This window comes from Pontibacillus salipaludis (genome assembly GCF_014642405.1).
GTDB classification, from domain to species: Bacteria; Bacillota; Bacilli; order Bacillales; family BH030062; genus Pontibacillus; species Pontibacillus salipaludis.
In genome coordinates this window covers 110,560-129,633 of record NZ_BMIN01000012.1, presented here as the reverse complement: position 1 = coordinate 129,633, position 19,074 = coordinate 110,560, and the positions used below count along the sequence as shown (strand labels likewise).

Sequence of the window (19,074 nt, the reverse complement as noted above, 5' to 3'; positions counted from 1 at the left end):
GTATATCTATTATTACAATCATAAGCGAATTAAAATGAAGCTTGGCGGAAAGAGCCCTGTTACCTATAGAGAACAAGGCCAGACTGCAGCTTAAATACATATGACCAAAATTGTGGGTTCAGTGCACCTTGCCGGTTGAGGAGGCTCACCAGCTCCCCACAGGAAAGCGGGTGGTTTCCAGGCCCACCTTACACTCCACCCAAGCAATCGGAAACATTAAGCACTCACAGCCTGACTAGCCTGGCGTTCACGCATAGCCGTTCGTAGCCCGAACAACCACAGAAGCACCTGAATTGCCAGAACCCCAATCACAATAACCCCATCCCAAAAGTAAGCATTCGTAACCGCCTCTGTCGTCAAATGCCCATAAGCCTGCTGAATCATATACACAACCGGCGGAATTTGAAAGTAACCAAATAAGAAGATCGCAAGCGCGCCGCCAACCGTATATAGCCCAGAGAACCACTTAGCATGCTTCTGCTCATGAGCAGCTAACCGGCTCCACTCATCCTGGTTACGCTTTAAGAAGAGGTTTTGCAAGAAGATGATGCTATGTTGGTGAAGGGCTGATGTGTTGACCCAATTTGTAATGATGAAATAGACATCGGTTCTTAAGAAGAAAATGAACTGGCCTAATATGTTGTATAGAATAAAGAATGTAATCATTTGTCCAATAGCCATAACGGATGCGACTGGGAATAAGATCTGAATGATCAGGCAGAAAAATAGAATCGCACCATCCCAAGCCATACCTGCGAAATACGGCAAGTAACGTTCCTTCCTCTCACGGGACCATAACCCTGACATGTCTGTTTCAGCTACAAGGAAGACCATTCTTAAATTTAATTGGATCTTTGTTTTAATACCTAATCTTGAAGCTGCTAACGCGTGCCCAATTTCGTGGACGATCGTTAACACAGCCATAGTGAATAGAATAATAAGGGAGCTTAAACCGACTGACTCAAATAGAAAAACGTCTCTAAATGTTGGGAATAACTGTGGCTGCACAAGGAAGAGAATAATTGCTGAGACTGTTGCAAGTCCGTAAAAACCAACAGCTACCGGGTTGTAGAAGAAGGAGCCGAGCTTCTGGAGCTTAGGATTTACCTCTCGCTCGATCTCCTCGTTGATAACTTCACCGTTTATTTTCAAGACGAGCTCCATTTCAATTAGCGTCTCTGCGAAATCGAGAACATCTACATCTTCCCCATACTTTGCTTCTACTTCTTGTTTCACCTCTGCAATTGTCTTTTCCCCATCGAATCCACGTACCACATCTACTGCCACTTCAGGTACACGTATAAATTCTCCAGTAGCTGGATCCCCTACCGTAAATTCTTCCCCGTCCTGTTGAACGGAAAGGTGCGTACAATCAAGGACCGTATCTGTTGTTAAATTATCCATGAGGAACCCTCATTTCTTTCGCGCTTTCGATTAATTCATCAAGACTTGAGATCTCTTCGAACGCTTTCTCACCACATGTCGGACAGGTTGGAACCCTTTCAAACTGGTGATCTTGTTGAACAAGTTCCATCGTTTCTGTATTGAGTTGAGAATAAGCTTTCGACACGTTTGCATAGTCTGTAATATACTTGACCACCTCAGATGCAAAGAAGCCGGTTAGCATCGATACGTGCGGGGCAAACCCAGTGTTTCGGCGAGAGAAGATTAAATTGTAGACCGTTCGTAATCGGTATTCTTCAGAAGGATCTTTCACAATACTATCGATTAAGCGACAGTCATAACAACTTCCATGAGCAGGATCAAAACGTTCCCACACAACGATCTTGTTCATAAAGCCACCTTGAATATACGGAATTCCTTTTATGTAGCAGGCTGCATTTACCCAACGGCTGCAGACGATTGTCGGGCTATCAATCATACTTAACACAATATCGCATCCATCAATAATATCTAATAGATCGTGGTGTGAGGTAATTTCACGATTGTACATGGTCACACTTATATCTGGGTTAATAGCCTCCACTTTCTCCTGAGCCACTTCCGACTTTAACCTTCCAATATCGTTCTCATTAAAGATAAATTGGCGGTTCAGATTGCTTCTGCCAACCGTATCGAAATCAAGTCCTCGAATTTCTCCCACGCCTAACCCAGCTAAGTAAGCCGTTGTTAAACAACCACCACCAAGTCCGATTACAGCTACTTTAGCGCCTTTTAACTTTTCCTGAAATGAATATTTGCTTGTTTCTAGATTGGAGTAGCTGGAATAATAGTTTAAATTCGCCTCATAACGCTCCAACTCAGAATCCTTAAACGTTCCAGGAACCTCTGAAGATTCAATAAATCCAAGACCATCAAGAGCAGCGATTGCCCCTTCGACTTCTTCCATCGAAATTCCAAGTTTCACAGCCACCTCTTCATTAGAATGTGTGCCATCTAGTAGTTCTGTAAGTTGAAACACCAGACCATCCGGATCATCTAACGTTGTGTGATTCTCATTCATACCAATCTGAAGTTCGTTCCCCATCTGTACAACTGGTCGTAACGTTCGTTTAAATACAGCGTTCATTCAAATCCCTCCAAGTATTAAAATAGGACCGTATCGAGTACGGCCCCATTATGGTATCGTTTTAGAATGTACAAGAACTTGATACTAAGAAATGTAAGGATAGTAAGTCGGCTTAAGCTTTTCAGTCTTTTTCACTTTAATTTTCATGAAAGAAACCTCCTCTTGTTTCGACTTTATTTGTAGATTCCTAGACCAACTTCAATTGATCTAAGAAGGGAAGACTAGGAGATATAAGGGTAGTATGTTGGCTTAAGTTTTTCAGTCTTTTTGACTTTGATTTTCATAAAGAAAACCTCCTTTCGCCAGCTGGGATTGAGTGATAATTAAGTAAGAATTTAGCCACCGTAAGGGATAACTGTTGGTTTAAGCTTCTCAGTCTTTTTCACTTCAATTTTCATGAGTATTCCTCCTTTATCTGAGATTTGAGTTGAGATTAACTAAGTATAGAACTTAGCCACCGTAAGGGATAACTGTTGGTTTAAGCTTCTCAGTCTTTTTCACTTCGATTTTCATGAAGAGAACCTCCTTTATGACAGATTTGTTTGAGATCAACTAAGTATAAAACTTAGCCAGCGTATGGTACGTATGTCGGCTTAAGTTTTTCAGTCTTTTTCACTTCAATCTTCATGAGTACTCCTCCTTTCAAGTAGCAACCTCTTATGTAATGGGCTGTACTTTTGATCTGAGTTAATCATACAAAATATTCATACTTTTTTGAATAGTTTTACTACTTAACGAAATATTACAGATTTAAGACTAGTAATTACTCTTTATATTTAAAACTTTTGTTCCCAGACAAAGATTCAGACGTAAAATGATCACTAAATTTACGCTTCTAACACCCTTATTTTCTCAAGAAAACAGAAGAGTCTACCACAACTGGAAAACCAGCAATGATAGACTCTAGGTTTACGTATAAAAAAAGGGCCTGGCCCCCTATCAGAGATTTCACTCTGATTATGAGCCATTGCCCTTTTTGCTAACTCAAATTATATGATGGTCTATATCGGAAAGATTTCTTAGCTAACAACCTCTTCATCATTCAACCCAGCAACGTCTCCTTCGTCTCCAGCTAGATCGAAACCGCCTTGAAACATGCTAAAACCTAGTGTTAGTAGAATAGCTGCTACTACAGTCGTTAACTTTTTCACGTGTTAGCCCTCCTTGATTAATCTATACTCATTATACCTATTTTTTAGATTATTTTGAATAATTAAGGGGTAATACAAAACATTACAAAAACATCAGGGAAAATTGATCGCATTAACAAAAAGTTTTGCAAAGCTTCTTAATTCACACACGCGCATAGACACAAGCAGCATTCACTAGACAGAATTTAACTGAATTTCTTTTTTCATATATACGGCAGCTAATTTATATTTCCTGTTCTTATAGTAATAATCTCCAAGGCGTTCATAGAGACCTTTTAACTTATTATGATATTTCATTTCTTCTAATTCCCTTATTAATTGATTCATACATCGTTCGAAATCTTCAAACCTGTCTTCTTTTTCAAGAATAAATGCCTCTAATTCTCTTAAATAATATTGATCTTTCTCCAATTGGCATTGTTGTCTTGCATGTGAAAGAACGGTTTTCGCTTCATCGATTTTATTTCGATCGATTAAACAACCAATTAACGAATGATAAGGAAGAATGATACTATCCACGTCGCAAATAGTAGACTTTTCTTCTATAGACTTCCTGAAATAATAGATGGCCGCCCCATAGTCACCAAGTTGTTTATTAATGAGTCCACAATTATGATGGATGCGGCTCTTTAACTTCTCATTATTCGTCATGGAGACAATCTTCTCTCCCTTGAGAAGGTACTCCATTGCCGTTTCACACTCACCCATCTCCCAATGTATGACCCCTATCATATTATACGTTTCGCCTAACCGATCCCATTCGAGCTTTTGTTGGAACACATGAAGACACTCTTTGGCTGCTTCGATCGCTTTATAGTACTCTCTGTTTTGCTTATGGAGCAAAGAGATATTATAGAAGAACAAGCCCTTCTCTAATTCATCCTGTGTATTCGCGACGAGTCTATAATAGTGCTTTAAGCTCTTTTGAATATGGTTGTGTTGAAAGTGATACAAACCATAATAGTAGTCATAGAACGACAAAAGTACCGGATCGTCTAGCTTCTCCCCTTCTTTTATATAAAGGTTTACTAGTAGTTGAATCGAAGTCAGTTCTTCTGAATGGCTCCCTGTTTTCATGAAATGGGCACCTTTAATGAGCGTATATAAGAGTTCACTATACATACCTTGAACAACTTCGTCCTCCTGAGATTCCAAATGATTTAACAGTTTCTCTACTCTAGGGCCGTCACCAATAATGACCGCATCTTTCAGTTCTATAACTTGATCGATTAAAGTCTGATCTTTCTTCTCGTACTCACACAAGTAGTCCTGATCTACCTCAAGCTTGTCCGCAAAAAGCACAAGAATATCTTTAGACGGAATGTACTTACCAGATTCAATATTGCTGAGATGAGTAGATGAAACCACCCCAACACTAAGCTCACTCTGCGATAAACCACGTAATTGCCTTACGTATTTAATTCTTCTCCCAATGTGCACCAAAGATTCCCCCATACCATAGTGGACTCGTTGTATGTGTTCAACAAAGATGCTGAAAATTCAAAAATATTTCCTTAGTATTAGTTTAGCAAACATTTCGTCTCCCCGAATCAGGACGGAAGACCCCTTTTGCCGTGGGTCATTAGAACCATTCCCTTTATCCAACAAAAAAGAGCACGTAATTTTTAGGTGAAAGTTTTGACTTACATTTCATTGACAACTCACTCATAAGAGCGTAATATAATCATCAACAAAAAAGTTCGAAAATTAACTCTTCTTATCAAGAGAGGTGGAGGGACTGGCCCTTTGAAACCTCGGCAACGGGTTCTGATGTGAATACCGTGCCAATTCCAATCAGGTGAAAGCCTGAAAGATGAGAGAGCGGGACTCGTATTCAGAACCCTCTCATCTCGTCTCAAGGACAAGTTGAGGGGGTTTTTTAGTACCTTCCTTCATATATATAGAAGGAAATTGGACGCGTAACGTTTAATTCCAAGTAACTTGGGTTGTTTAATCTGATATACTATTATAAAGAGGAGCTGAGTCAGGTGAGGTACGGATATTGGTTACCGATTTTCGGAGGGTGGCTTAGGAATGTTGAGGATGAAAGCATGCCTCCAACATTCGACTATGCCAAGAAAGTCATTCAACGAGGGGAACAGTTAGGATTTGATACAACCCTTATTGCGGAGTTGTATTTAAATGATATAAAAGGAACCGATCAGGATTCCTTAGAAGCCTGGACAACAGCAGCAGGCCTTGCAGCTGTGAGTGAAACTACAGAAATCATGGCCGCAGTCAGACCTAATTTTCATAATGCAGCAGTAACAGCTAAAATGGCCGCGAATATTGATCAAATCTCAGGAGGCCGCTTCACCTTAAATGTCGTATCCGCCTGGTGGCAAGAAGAAGCCAAACAATACGGAGGATCGTTCACTGCACACGATGAACGCTATGATCGAACCGATGAATTTCTAAGAGTGTTAAAATCTCTTTGGACAAAAGAAGAACCCGTTAGCTACGACGGGAAGTTTTATTCCATTGAGAATACCCACCTTCACCCAAAACCTGTGCAAAAGCCTTATCCGAAGCTTTACGCAGGTGGTGAAAGTCCACGAGGAAAAGAAACAATCGTCAATCACTGTGACGCCTATGTCATGCATGGCGGAACGGTCGATGAAATTAAAACAAAGATCGATGATATGAAAGAGAGACGCAAGGAAGCCGGTCACGCCCCGTTCCAATCTTTCGGAATGGCCGCTTACGTCATTTGCCGCAATACAGAAGAAGAAGCACTTCAGGAATTAAACCGGATTACAGATGTAAAAGATTCTGGAGCTTACGCGGGATACAGTGATTTCACAAGCAAGTCACAGCTTGAACAACAAGTCGACCTACAGGATTATTCCGTTTCAAATAGAGGACTTCGTCCAAAACTGATTGGCACACCCGAGCAAATTGCTGATCGCATTTTACAATACGAACAAGCTGGGCTCGACCTACTCCTCCTTCAATGCTCACCGCAGCTAGAAGAGATGGAGCGCTTCAGCCGGGACGTTATGCCACTCGTAGAAGAAAAACGCATACACTTCAAGGAGGTACCACAATGACAAAGATTTACGTATTACATGAAAATGATGAATGGACCGATCACTTAACAGGGCGCCTAAAAGAGCTCGGCTTGCCGTTTGAGTTATGGCACTTAGACCAGGGAACGGTCGATCTAACAGAAGAGCCACCAGAAGGAATTTTTTATAACCGAATGAGCGCCTCTTCTCACACGAGAGATCACCGCTTCGCACCTGAATTCACAGAAGCCGTACTAGCTTGGCTCGAACGCCACGGTCGAACAGTTGTGAATGGCAGCCGCGCCCTGCGCCTTGAGCTAAGTAAAGTAAATCAGTATATGGCGTTAAATCAAGAAGGCATCACCACACCAAAGACGATTACAGCCGTCGGGAAAGATCAAATTATTGAAGCAGCTAAAAAGCTTGACCTTGCTCCATTTATTACGAAACACAACCGCGCCGGCAAAGGGCAAGGCGTACAGCTCTTCCACTCCATTAAAGCACTTGAAGAATATGTGTATGGAGACTCGTTCGAAGAACCCGTAGACGGCATCACCCTCGTTCAGCAATATATCGAAGCACCAAAACCGTATATCGTTCGTCACGAATTCGTCGGCGGCAAGTTCCTATACGCCGTAAAAGTCGATACATCTGAAGGCTTTGAACTATGCCCCGCAGACGCCTGCACCATCGAAGATCTACACTGCCCAACCGGCACAGAAGAAACAGGCGGTGCGAAATTTGAAATTCTAGAAGGCTACTCAGATCCACTCATTGAGTCCTACCAAGCTTTCCTTTCTGCTAATAACATTAAAGTAGCCGGAATCGAAGCGATTCAGGACCACAATGGCAATGTATACACGTACGATGTGAACACAAACACCAACTACAACTCAGACGCCGAAGCCGTATCAGGCATATATGGTATGCTCCAACTCGCTACCTACCTAGGAGAACGTCTGAAAGAACAATACCCATCAGCAATCTCCACCCCTTAAGCAAAGCCTTACTGGCTTTGCTTTTTTTATGAAAACTTTCTCGTTGAGGTAGTTAAGCGCGAGGTGTCCACGTGCTATATGTTTCCGTTCCCCCTAATACGGTAAAGGTGGTTCGGGAAATTGCGAGACTCCTGCGGCAGAAAGAGCCTAGGGGAGACCCCGCAAAGCGCGTAGCGATTGAGGAGGCTCCCCAGCTCGCCGCGGAAAGCGAGTGATTTCCCGAACCACCTTTCGCTCCAATAACGTAACGGAAACCTCACCATATATACAGATTTCTTGGGTATACTACCTGTTAGAAGATCGATGGAGGGATGCCCAATGACAAAGCGAGCTGTATTTCTAGACCGGGACGGGGTCATCAACGAAGTTCTAACAGACCGTGTGAAATTCGTAAATAAACGCGAGGACTTGTTCTTTCTCCCTCGCGTCCCTGAGGCTATTCAAATGCTGAATGAGTCAGGCCTTTTTGACTTAATCGCTGTGATCACGAACCAGGGCGGCGTTGGGTTAGGGTATATGAAAGAAGAACAGCTGCAGGATATCCATCAGTACATGGTAGACGAACTAAAGAAACTAGGTGCAGTAATTGATGAGGTATGCTATTGCCCTCACAAACCAAAAGAAGGCTGTGATTGCCGGAAGCCTGGTAGTAAAATGATCGAAGACATAGCAAAAGAACATGATATTGACCTGTCTACTTCTTATATGGTTGGGGACCGAGAGCCGGATATTGAAGCTGGACAAAATGCTGGCACAAAAACCGTCTTCCTAGGTGAAGACTACGGACTTGCTAACGCTACCTTCCCCACCCTTTACGACGCGGCCCAATGGATCATACAAGATGCTCAAAAACAGTAAATCGGCGCCAGACACGCTTTAGCGAACGAAAGCGTGTCTGGCACCGTTTATTGCTCTAGCGTGGTAAAGCAGGCCCCGATTATTTCACCTGATTAAGCAATAGATTCCATTAAGGTGTAACGTTTCTCCCCTTCTATTCGTCTGTACTAAGAGAGAGAAGAAGGGGAGTTTGTTATGAGAAGATTTGCTATGCTTCCGCTCATGCTTTGCTTGATTGTGCTGAGCGCTTGCCAAAATGAGGCTTTCGATATTGAAGCGACATCGATTAACGTTTATGAAAACCAACTTGGATCCGGAACAGGAAAGTTGCAGTTCACCATTAAGGATCAAGACACCATTAATGACCTACTTGCCGACTTAAGAAGGGCTCGCACGAACGATGTTTCAAACGTTGATATGGCCAGCCCTGACTTCTATCTTGATTTCATCCATGATGAAGAGGTAGTCCTAACGGTCGGATATTACTCGGAACCTATGGACGGTGCTCGTTACCTTTATAAGAACAACTTATATAAAGTCACAACAGAGATTAAATAACCTCAACAAAAAAGGTAGCCAGCTCCATGCTGACTACCTAACGGGTAAACGTTTTACGTGGTGTAAGTAGGGTCTGACCCGTTTTCCTTCGTCTGACTTTTCATAGCCAAAGAAACCAGCTACATGCTCAGAAACTTCCTCGAACAAATCACACATCGTAAACAAGCTTCTCCACATGTGTTCGTATTCTCCGTCAGGATACGTTTCCACTACTTGCTTCCACTCTTCCTGTTTCAAGTACTTCTCAAGATCCTTACCACCCTTGCCAACACTGACGGCAAAGTTCGTTCGAATCCCTACTTCCCACGACAACATGCGGATTAACATGTCACGAACCGGTTCTTCCATAATAGATTTCGCAAGCGTGAGTTCTTCTCTCCATAAAGCCTTTGCCACATATGTACTCACCCACCAGAATTCATTCACACACCTCTCATAATCTCTCGCTGTAGGTTTCTGTATGAGAAAAGGGTCCTCAACTGGATCCACTGACCTTTTAATCCGATCATCTTTATCCAATAAAACTTTTCGATAATCTCGGGCTTGAAGGGACTCTTCAAGGTATTTGAGAGGAACGAGCGTTAAGTCAATTCGATTGCCGTCTTCAAACAACATTAAATACGCGAACCTCTTCCATTCCCCGTCTTCTGGAAGCCCATCATTTACATCAGGCATTTGCATAATGAGCCGATCACCGAAAACATCAATCCAAGAGTGATCTTCTAAATAAAGTTTGAGATCTTCTACATAGTAGATAATGTCGTAATCTTGGAATCGGTCTTCCACCGCACGAGGATTCGCTCTTGAGCCATTAAGCTCGACGATCCGAATATTCTCATCCTGTCGTGCTCTCCCTAAAATGAGCTCCATCATCTCTTCGTAACTTCTCACCGACTCCCCTCCTGCTGCAATTGCTTCTGTAATTCCCTTAGCACATACGTTTCACGCCGCAACCAACGTGCTTCTCCGTACCCTCTTGCCGCCTCATTTTGCTCAATCGCTTCTTCAAGCGTTACCCAGCGCGGCTCGTATTCTTCTGCACGTTCATACCCTTCCAACTGCAACGGAATCTGTTCATTATTTTTCAACTCACAGTTGTAGTAATGGGATATCATTTCAAAGACCATACCTGGATTCTTATGGTCCGGATTGCTCTCAACAACTTCACCAATCTTCTCATTGACCAGACCATTCACATACCCGGTCTCTTCAGCTACTTCACGAATGACACCTTCCTCATCGCTCTCACCCGCTTCTACGCCTCCACCTGGGAACGTATAAATACCTTGATTCGTGTAGACCAATAAGATTTTCCCAGCATCCCAGATCACCGCCCGCACTGCCTTTCGATGACGAATGGGTAAATGACGTTCACTCTCACTCTCTTCACGATATTCCTTATAAAACATTCACAATACCTCCTCTATTTCTCCCCTAATACAAATCCATCAAACAACCGTCCTCCAAAGGGCTCCAACACTTCGTCAGTGAGGTGAACGACTCTGTCTTTACTTCCATATGTATAAAAATGATCAAACGCATCACTGTAGCGCGTGGCAAACTCAGGATCATACTCCTTCAAGGCCCGAATGACCCACTTAGAAGATCCCACCCATCTTCTGTTTGTCCGCAAAACAAATTCACTAATCTGATCCGCCAGCGTATAAGTGATACATAGCGTTTCAGACCTGTTATCACTTCCGATGAAATCTTCAAGCGTATCGGTAAGGAAATATCGCTTCATCTGGGTCGTGTCGTCGGACCAATTCTCCGGCCCCCGATTTAGCACATGATCCGCTTCTGCTTTAATTGGCATGACAACGTCCCATCCACTTATAATCTTTCCTTCTGAGACCATACGAGGTAAAGAAGGACGCGCTCGTTCCACATCACTCTTAAAGAACGCTCGGTATGATTCCAGACTGTGAACAAAGACCTCTACAGGCCACTCGTAAGCTATAAGCGACTCTCTATATGAGGAGCAACGATTCTGATCAAAGATGACGATGTCTAAATCTGACTTCTCTGTCTCCTCTCCGCGAACCGTACTTCCAGCTAGCAAAGCCCCACTACATTGTGGAAAAAATGCGTCGACAAACAATTGTGCTGCTTTCATTGGTGATAATCGATCTGTCCTCATATCCTTCATCTCCTGTATAGTTGAAATGAATTTCTAATCTTCCTTGCAGACACGCTCGTGGTGTACCCCGGTGGAGCGTGATGTGTCTCATTAGTTTAGCATAAATATCCAACTATTCCTTCAATTTTCCATAAAGAAAAAGCACCTCCGTTCTATAAAACGAAAGTGCAAAGAATGTTACGTGTACAGTGCCCTATATTCATCCTGAAGCATCCCCATAATAAACATGTCTTGCCACTCGCCATTTCGGAAGAAGACCTCACGCAACTGCCCTTCTACTTTAAAGCCCATGCGCTCGTACATGCTCTTCGCTTTTTGGTTAAAGGAAAATACTTTAAGACTGATTTTGTGTAAATTCAGTTCCATAAAGACAAAGTTTAAGAATAATAGGAGGGCCTCTTTTCCGTACCCTTCGCCCCAATAATCTTTTTCTCCAATCATCAGTAGGAATTCCGCATTTTGTTGTTGGTTGTTTTCTCGGACGAGCGTGATGCTACCAACTTCTTTGCCCCCATTTTTCTCTATGATGATGTAGCTCCTCGATTCCTTCATTCTTTCATAGAACTTCTCCATGTCTTCCATGCTATATAAATCAATCGACGTGCTCATATTCGTATGAACCGTCGTATCATTCTGCCAACGATGAAGTAATTCCATATCATCCTTCTCAAGCTTTCTAAACCTGATCCGCTCTGTTTCAAAGACCATACTGCCCCACTCCTTTTCGACTGTGTACGTAATGATCTTAACATAATCTTCCACAGTAATTGGAGTATAAGCGCTTATTCATTGTTTATATTGATGTTAAAGGTTACTTATTATCATCCTCATCAGCAGTCTTACCCCATTCAAACCCGGACTTCCCCATATAAAATAAAACTCCTACCGACGATACAACCCCTACTATCGCTAGTATCAATCCCATGGATATCCTCCTTCCTATAACCTATTTCGTTTAACGTCCCAACCCCATACAAACGGTGGTTTAAATACTATGTATTTCTTCCCTAAACTCTAATTAGGTACTCCTTCAATACTTTCCCAGTGATAGATTAAAAGTGATAATTCAGCGCCGCCCATCTTGATTGTCTCTTTTCTTAAAAATTCGGCTCCGTAATATTCATAAAAGTAACGAGTTTTGTTATCATCTAATACTTCCACAAAGACTTTAGTATAGTTTAACTCTTTAAATTGATGAAAAAGTCGCTTCATCAGCTGTTTCCCTATACCTTTACCCTGGTATTCTTCAAGAAGATAAATTGAAGTTAAGTCCCCAGCATTCTCAGCGTTGTTATTCTCTCTCTTTCCACAATCGGCAAACCCAACAATCTCACCATTCTCGTTTTCTGCAACAAAAACAAAGTTTCCGTCCTTTGAGATATTCTTTTTCCATAATTCTGTTCTCTTGTCGTATGATAATTTCTTTAAGACTTCTTCAGGTATGATGTTCTTGTAGGTCGTTCTCCAACTATCCACATGCACCCTGGAAATTCCTTCAGCATCCCCATCTACAGCTCTTCGTATATTCATCTAACCCCTCCTCTTTATTTATGAAACTATACAAAACTATGTAATGGAAAATAAAAACATCTACTCTCTACACTTCAATAAAAATGAATAAATACCTTTTAAAGAAATACATCACAATGAACAAAAAAGCGCTTAGAGTTCTCTGACTCTAAGCGCCACCTTTTCTTCTTTTACTACTGAGCCGGAATAGTTCCCCCAGCCGCATCATACCGTGCATAGAACTCTTGCAAGAACTGATTCGTAATCGCTGCATCATGAATGAACAGCATATTTTCATCATTGATCTCATTCCCGTTCGTACTCCAGTTCGTTGATCCAACGATCGCTGTCGGGTCACTTTCTGGATGAGTCGGGTCGATGAGCATCGTTTTACTATGAAGCTTTCGATCTTCATTGTCCTCATAGACAGGAGCTGCATTATTCCAGCGTATGTTTGGATTATTTTCAGACGTTTGAGAAGCTGTTCGACCTGTCATTTCAATCGAAGCCGACCACCACTGATTCCAGAAGCCTTCATCGTAAACGCCTTTAACATCAAAGCCAGTTAAAGATCCTTCTAAATCTGCGTAACTACCTTCCCACTTGTTCTTTAACTCATTCACTAGCGCTTGATCTGACCAGGCAAAGATGGTGAAGTAAGCTCCGTAATCCGCTTCGTTCTTCACGACATTCGCCATATGTCCTACTGCATCGTCACCTGCAGAGAAATAGACTTCAACTTCTTTTCCTCCAACCGTGACGGTGTGTGGTGTGTTGTCGGTCTTTCTCCCATGATAGTTGGAAGCTGCCGGGTCTGGTGTCATACCGCTTGCTCCCCACATTTCATCAAATTCAGTCTTATAAACCCCTGCTAATTCACTTGAATGAAGCTCAACGACATGCTGCGTGTTTCCGCCTAACACATCATTTTGATAATTTTCATCTGAACCATATAATCCCGTTTTCGTAAAGTTCCAGCTTCCTGTGAAGACCCATTTCCCATCAATAACAGCAAATTTATTGTGCATTTGATTTCCAGGGGAATAGTAGCTTCCTGGCTCCTTCTCTTCAGCATCTGCTAGCATGTAGCCAGATTCTGTGCCTGAACCTACTTCAACCGTCACATAATCCATTCCGCTTACTGTACTCGGCAAGCCATATTGATCACGTAACGATTGATCTTCTACCGCTAGCATAATCGAATCCGAGAAAACTTCCACATCATCGGCTGTACCAATCGTTCCGTCCTCTCCTCTTACAAGCTGTTCCATATAAAGGCGCATTGTCTGGTAACGTTCTGTGTAATGTGGGTCACTGCCGTCTTTTGCATCTGCAATGACACGCACATCCACGCCCTGAGCTGCTTTCTGCGTAAGGGCATCAATGACTCTTGGCAAGTTAATTTCATATGTAGCCAGGTCAATCGATTCTGTTGCGCCTTCTATACGCTGAATCAATCGGTCCTCAAGATTCACATTATAGTTCGCTTCGTTTCCACTTGTTGCATACTGGCCATATGCACATTTATTGAAGTACACATTAATGGAACCAGCTGTATTCGATACTTGGTTTAAGTGCTCTTTCGAGTCGCAAAGAGGTTCTTCTTTACTACCTGAAGGAGTACCGTATCCTCCGCTATATGTAGCTGTAGCATCTGCCCAGTTGGTCGCATCTGTTCCATTCCCAGTAAGATTGATCCGTTCCATCGTCGATTTAGACGTATTGTCCCCACCATACCAGCTATCAACTGAATCAATTAAAGTTCCTGAAGAATCACGCAGCTCTAGCACTTCCCCACTATTACTTAGGGAGCCCGCGTAAATAACATCGGCTGTCACCTCAGTAACAGTAGTATCATCCGTCCGCTCAAGGATAAACGTCCCTCCGCTTGAGATACTTCCTGTTAACGCTATACTTGGTGATCCATCTTGAGCCTCTAGAGTCCAGCCATCTACACTAATATTAGAGCCTGTATTATTGGAAAGCTCCAGCCATTCATCATTGTAACTCGTCGTCGTTCCCATCCAAGCGACTTCACTAATGACAACATCCTTCTCCGTAACTGCATCGACATCCCCCATCGGTACACATGCGATAAGCAACGTGCAGATTACTGTGATCATGAAACTCCTTTGTCTCTTCAACTCTCTCAACCCCTCTTACATTGTTTAGAATACAATGTAAACGTATCACATCAACTCCTTCTTGTTTTCCAAATTAATCTATTCTTTACATAAATGAGAACTTTCGGAGGACTAGATGTAAATGATATGAAATTTTATAATCCAAAGGTTGAACAGAAGAAATCAGAATACATACCTACAGTATCTTAAAGAGAAACTAAGCTAAAAAGGATTGAACCAAATGCATGAAAATGATGTAATCAAGACTCTAAACACCTTTTTAAAGGGACAATACATGGGGGTGCACGCCTACGAACAGTATATAAAGAAACTAGATGACCCCATGATTAAAAAGGAATTCCAAAAAATCCAGCAAGATCATAAACAACACGCTCAACAAGTAGCTACACGAATTCAAGACCTCAACGGTACACCAGTTGACGATGAAGGCTTAATAGGTTCTGTCCAAGGATTTATCGGTAAATTTATGATGCCAGATGAGACCCATAAAATTATCGATAGTGCCGCACGGGCTGAGAGTTACTATGCTGTTGAACTTTCTGAAGAGATCGTAAAAGGGGATCTTGATCCAGAAACAAAGGAACTTATTGAACAAGTTATTGATGAAGATCGGGCACATGTAGAATCACTCCATCGATTGCTTCATTAGGTAGGAAAGAATCACGAGCACTTGTATGAAATCTAGTCGCAAGATACTAATAGAAGCTCAAGGTAGCTACTATACCTTGAGCTTCTATCTTTTTGCAATCATATACAAGAGCAGGGTCTTTCTAGTGTACTTTGCTGTTTACTCTTCAAGTCCATGCCGCTCATTTGGAAGTCCATATTCCTACTCAAGCATAGATAGCACTACCTTTTCCGCTTCTTCTTTTGATAATGTGTCAGCTAATAATGTGATTTTAAATCCCTGATCCGGAACCTTCACCCTCAAACCCGTTGCCTGATTTTCTTCTGAGTATTTAAAGATAAATTCATGCCCGCTCAAAGAATAGGACTTTGTATTTTCGAAATTGCCCCAAATATACTCAAAATCATCTGTTTGATTGATTTCCTGTTGATATGTCGTATATCCAACATCCCCCTTACTATAGTCGAAAGTAACCACTGGTTCATCGCCTTCTCCTGTAATAAAGAAGTTTTCCTTCGTTTGTTTGTATCCCTCCGGAACATATGTTGGTTGTGTAACTGTGTAACTAGATAAGTGCTGAGCCTCCTTCAATGCAAATTGATTTTCATAAGATAACTGTAATTCTTTAATCTCGTGTAACCTAGCGGCTTCTTCTACATCAGGACTCCTATCCTCCGCTCGTACTTCCCTCCATATCTCAGCCTGTTCTTTATATAAGTCACTTAGGTTGGTGAACTCTTCTTCTGTTAAATTCTCTTCTGCGAATTCTAAGTGTTGTTCCATGAAGCTAATCTCTCCAGAACTTTCGTCAGGATATGCTTCCATCAATTTTTCTTTGGAACCAAAGAGTTGATTGAGCAAAGACTCTGCCGCATCCACAATATATGAACCACCCATTGCGGAACCTATCCCAACAATCATAATGGAAGCCACGGCCCCCAGAACCCAATTCGGATATTTACTCTTTCTCTTCTTCTCCCTCTTAGCTTGTTGAACTCCTGAAGCTACCCTGCTGTTTAGTTCATCAGGGATCTCAATCTTTTCAAATTCCTCACGAATGTTATTCACACCTACCAACCTCCCCTAAATCATTTCGTAGTTTCTGCAAAGCCCGATACATATTAGATTTTGCCGTCCCTAAAGGAATCTCCAATATATCTGCAATTTCTTTAAAGGTATAACCTTGATAAAATTTTAAGATAATAATACTTTTTTCCTCTTCATTTAACTTATCTAGTAATTCATGCAGGGTGATTGATAAGGCCGTATCTTGATCCTCAGTCCCTATATAGTTTTCATAGTTTGTGTCTATCGTAATGACTTTTTTATTTTTTCGTATTAGGTCAATTGAACATGTAATAGCCATTTTGATTAGCCATGTCTTGAAATATTCAGGATGCTTTAATGTGTCCATTTTCTTAAACGAACGATACGCTACCTCTTGAACCACATCCAAAGCATCATTTTGGTTCTTTACATAAGTATAAGAAATCCGGTATATGTCTTCTTGATACTGACTAAAGAGTTCAACAAAAGCTTTTTCATTACCCTTTTGAGCTTTTTTCACTAAGCGAATAATTGTTATTCACCCTCTCTTTCTTTATTGTTTTACACTCATTAGACGAATCAATATCTCATTTGGCTTAAATTATATTAATCTTTCTTCAAAAGAAAAAAATCGTCTAAGTAGACGATTTTTATAAGTTAATTGTTGCCTAATGTACTCGTAGATTGTCAAGCCAGATTTGTTCTCACAACCTAAACTTCCTAACCTCCTCAGACAACTCCTCTGCTAAATGAGCCAATTCACCAGCACTTCTAGACACTTCTTCCATCGCACTACTGGATTGTTGAGAAGAGGCAGCTGCCTGCTCTACACCTGCTGCGGATTCTTCTGACACCGAGGCAATTTCCTCAATCGACTCGTTCATTTGATTGTTTTGGTTAGCGACCTCTCTCATGTTGCCGGATATACCCTGAACCTTCGTAACCATATCAGATACCCATGCATTAATGGTATCGAATGTTTCACCAGTGACTTGAATTTGCTTGGATCCTTCACCCACTTGCTTGTACCCTTTCTCTAAAGATGCTACTACTGATCCTGACTCTGTTTGAATGCTGCTAACAATCGTGGTGATATCCCCGACTGATTTAGAAACTTGATCTGCCAGTTTTCTTACTTCATCAGCCACAACGGCAAACCCTTTCCCATGTTCACCAGCCCTTGCCGCTTCAATGGCTGCGTTTAAAGAGAGAAGATTGGTTTGATCTGCAATGTCTCTAATTACGTGTACCAATTCAGAGATTTCTTTAGATTGGGCATCTAGCCCTCGTACCTTTTCTACAGAGCCTTTGACGATCGCGTCAATCCTTCCCATTTGATCGACGGACTCTTTCATTAAACGCGCTCCTTCTTCGGTCATCGAAAGAACTTCTCCTGAGGTAGAGGATATCACTTCAGCGCTAGCGCTTGCTTCTTGCACTTTTGCAGTAAAGGATTCTGTCATCTCCGCTAACGCCTGAGAGCTATGAGCTTGCGTTTCTGAACCGTAAGAAAGATCCTGCATCGTTGAAGCGATCTGTTTACTTCCTTCTTGAACTTCATTAGATGCTTGTTGCAATTCATCACTCTTACTCGAAACTGACTCCGTTGCCGTCGTAACGTTTTGAATGACGTGACGCAAATGATGCTTCATATTATTTACGGAAGTTGCGAGTTTTCCTACCTCATCATTTCGTTTAAAGGAAAGGTCTTGAACGTTTAAGTTCCCTTCTGAAATTTCGTCTGCTGTTTGAACGACCCTGGCCAATCCTTTACGAATTTTTCTATTAACAAGGGAAATGAGAACAGTCCCAAGAATACCCGCTCCAATAATCGATGCAAATAAGACGATTACACTGCGCGCTAAATTCTCTTTGGCACTCTTCACTGCCTGGGCCCGTTCCTCATTCACCACCTCTTCTAGTTGCACAATGGATTCAACAGCAGATAATCGAGAATTACTTACATACCTTCTCGACCGATTCGCCACATTCAAGTCCTCTGCTTCAACCGCAGGAACAATTTCATTTAATAATCGCTCTTCCATATCTGCTTGGTCTTCGACAATTCGTTTAAATAATTTTTCTTGGAAGACCGTCCCCATCTTAGGCTCTACTTCTTCTTTTAACGCATCGAATTTTTTTCGACTCTCTTCGAATTCTTCTAAAGACTTTCCGTTTGGCAATTCAATGTAATCTGTAATGCTAATGTCCATAGAACGGATAAGAGATCCCATCTCGGCAATATCAAGCGCCCGATCCCCTCTTCTCTCAAGAGCTGACACGTTTTCCTGAGCCTGTTGCATCTCTTGTAAAATGATCACTCCCGAAATAATAAACAGTACCACACTAGCTAAAAAAGCGGACATATATTTTCGACCAATACTCATATCTCTCCATTTAAACACCCTCAACCACCCCTAATTAGAACTTCACCAACTATGTAAACCCTTTCACATATACAGTTTTTATATCGGTCAAAAGTCACAAATCTTTACATTTTTCATAAGAATAGATCGACTATTTT

Annotated in this window: 19 protein-coding genes and 1 riboswitch; of the genes, 6 read left to right on the top strand and 13 right to left on the bottom strand. The window is 41.8% G+C overall.

Annotated features, from left to right (window positions below):
- Positions 1-4: 4 nt before the first annotated feature.
- The gene (locus IEW76_RS13780) at positions 5-94 is read left to right on the top strand and encodes an IS3 family transposase (protein WP_373285995.1); all 90 of its coding nucleotides are present in this window, start codon (positions 5-7) and stop codon (positions 92-94) included.
- A 122-nt stretch (positions 95-216) separates the two neighbouring features.
- Here the strand turns inward: IEW76_RS13780 and IEW76_RS13775 are convergent, their stop codons facing one another.
- From IEW76_RS13775 to IEW76_RS13765, 4 genes are all read right to left on the bottom strand, one after another.
- Positions 217-1,404, bottom strand: a complete 1,188-nt coding sequence (locus IEW76_RS13775) for a PqqD family protein (protein WP_188654766.1) — start codon at positions 1,402-1,404, stop codon at positions 217-219.
- Positions 1,397-2,530, bottom strand: coding sequence for a HesA/MoeB/ThiF family protein (locus IEW76_RS13770; RefSeq protein ID WP_188654765.1), 1,134 nt, complete (start codon positions 2,528-2,530; stop codon positions 1,397-1,399). The genes IEW76_RS13775 and IEW76_RS13770 overlap by 8 nt, the downstream gene beginning before the upstream one ends.
- A 1,019-nt stretch (positions 2,531-3,549) precedes the next feature.
- The gene (locus IEW76_RS20985; RefSeq protein ID WP_268235068.1) at positions 3,550-3,681 is read right to left on the bottom strand and encodes a hypothetical protein; all 132 of its coding nucleotides are present in this window, start codon (positions 3,679-3,681) and stop codon (positions 3,550-3,552) included.
- 174 nt (positions 3,682-3,855) lie between these two features.
- Positions 3,856-5,121, bottom strand: coding sequence for a helix-turn-helix domain-containing protein (locus tag IEW76_RS13765; RefSeq protein ID WP_188654763.1), 1,266 nt, complete (start codon positions 5,119-5,121; stop codon positions 3,856-3,858).
- Between the two features lie 274 nt (positions 5,122-5,395).
- Positions 5,396-5,501: riboswitch (SAM riboswitch) on the top strand.
- Positions 5,502-5,669: 168 nt separating this feature from the next.
- On the opposite strand from IEW76_RS13765, the gene IEW76_RS13760 reads away from it, so the two are divergent.
- The 4 genes from IEW76_RS13760 (at position 5,670) to IEW76_RS13745 (ending at position 9,082) form a co-directional block, all read left to right on the top strand.
- Positions 5,670-6,731: an LLM class flavin-dependent oxidoreductase gene (locus IEW76_RS13760; protein WP_188654761.1), complete on the top strand. Its 1,062-nt coding sequence runs from the start codon at positions 5,670-5,672 to the stop codon at positions 6,729-6,731.
- A complete protein-coding gene (locus tag IEW76_RS13755; protein WP_188654759.1) occupies positions 6,728-7,687 on the top strand; it encodes an ATP-grasp domain-containing protein in 960 nt (319 codons plus the stop codon). Before IEW76_RS13760 ends, IEW76_RS13755 begins: the two co-directional genes overlap by 4 nt.
- A 318-nt stretch (positions 7,688-8,005) precedes the next feature.
- Complete coding sequence (locus IEW76_RS13750) at positions 8,006-8,545, top strand: D-glycero-alpha-D-manno-heptose-1,7-bisphosphate 7-phosphatase (protein WP_188654757.1); 540 nt, start codon at positions 8,006-8,008, stop codon at positions 8,543-8,545.
- 174 nt (positions 8,546-8,719) lie between these two features.
- Positions 8,720-9,082 (top strand): hypothetical protein, encoded by a 363-nt coding sequence (locus tag IEW76_RS13745; protein ID WP_188654756.1) that lies wholly within the window; start codon positions 8,720-8,722, stop codon positions 9,080-9,082.
- 33 nt (positions 9,083-9,115) lie between these two features.
- Here IEW76_RS13745 and IEW76_RS13740 read toward each other — a convergent pair whose 3' ends face one another.
- The 6 genes from IEW76_RS13740 to IEW76_RS13715 form a co-directional block, all read right to left on the bottom strand.
- Positions 9,116-9,973, bottom strand: coding sequence for an aminoglycoside 6-adenylyltransferase (locus tag IEW76_RS13740; protein ID WP_188654754.1), 858 nt, complete (start codon positions 9,971-9,973; stop codon positions 9,116-9,118).
- The gene (locus tag IEW76_RS13735) at positions 9,970-10,491 is read right to left on the bottom strand and encodes an NUDIX domain-containing protein (protein WP_188654752.1); all 522 of its coding nucleotides are present in this window, start codon (positions 10,489-10,491) and stop codon (positions 9,970-9,972) included. The genes IEW76_RS13740 and IEW76_RS13735 overlap by 4 nt, the downstream gene beginning before the upstream one ends.
- A gap of 14 nt (positions 10,492-10,505) precedes the next feature.
- Entirely contained in the window at positions 10,506-11,222 is a 717-nt protein-coding gene (locus IEW76_RS13730) for a nucleotidyltransferase domain-containing protein (protein ID WP_308422078.1), read from the bottom strand.
- A gap of 177 nt (positions 11,223-11,399) precedes the next feature.
- Positions 11,400-11,930 carry a GNAT family N-acetyltransferase gene (locus tag IEW76_RS13725; protein WP_188654748.1) on the bottom strand — a complete coding sequence of 177 codons (531 nt, stop codon included), beginning with the start codon at positions 11,928-11,930 and terminating at the stop codon, positions 11,400-11,402.
- 306 nt (positions 11,931-12,236) lie between these two features.
- The gene (locus IEW76_RS13720) at positions 12,237-12,752 is read right to left on the bottom strand and encodes a GNAT family N-acetyltransferase (RefSeq protein ID WP_188654745.1); all 516 of its coding nucleotides are present in this window, start codon (positions 12,750-12,752) and stop codon (positions 12,237-12,239) included.
- Positions 12,753-12,925: 173 nt separating this feature from the next.
- Positions 12,926-14,875 carry a phospholipase D-like domain-containing protein gene (locus IEW76_RS13715; RefSeq protein ID WP_229721240.1) on the bottom strand — a complete coding sequence of 650 codons (1,950 nt, stop codon included), beginning with the start codon at positions 14,873-14,875 and terminating at the stop codon, positions 12,926-12,928.
- Positions 14,876-15,095: 220 nt separating this feature from the next.
- On the opposite strand from IEW76_RS13715, the gene IEW76_RS13710 reads away from it, so the two are divergent.
- Positions 15,096-15,524, top strand: a complete 429-nt coding sequence (locus tag IEW76_RS13710) for a ferritin-like domain-containing protein (RefSeq protein ID WP_188654743.1) — start codon at positions 15,096-15,098, stop codon at positions 15,522-15,524.
- 180 nt (positions 15,525-15,704) lie between these two features.
- Here the strand turns inward: IEW76_RS13710 and IEW76_RS13705 are convergent, their stop codons facing one another.
- From IEW76_RS13705 to IEW76_RS13695, 3 genes are all read right to left on the bottom strand, one after another.
- Positions 15,705-16,571 (bottom strand): DUF4367 domain-containing protein, encoded by an 867-nt coding sequence (locus IEW76_RS13705; protein ID WP_188654741.1) that lies wholly within the window; start codon positions 16,569-16,571, stop codon positions 15,705-15,707.
- Positions 16,564-17,070: a sigma-70 family RNA polymerase sigma factor gene (locus IEW76_RS13700; RefSeq protein WP_229721239.1), complete on the bottom strand. Its 507-nt coding sequence runs from the start codon at positions 17,068-17,070 to the stop codon at positions 16,564-16,566. The genes IEW76_RS13705 and IEW76_RS13700 overlap by 8 nt, the downstream gene beginning before the upstream one ends.
- Positions 17,071-17,254: 184 nt before the next feature.
- Positions 17,255-18,955: a methyl-accepting chemotaxis protein gene (locus IEW76_RS13695; protein ID WP_188654739.1), complete on the bottom strand. Its 1,701-nt coding sequence runs from the start codon at positions 18,953-18,955 to the stop codon at positions 17,255-17,257.
- Between the last annotated feature and the right edge of the window lie 119 nt (positions 18,956-19,074).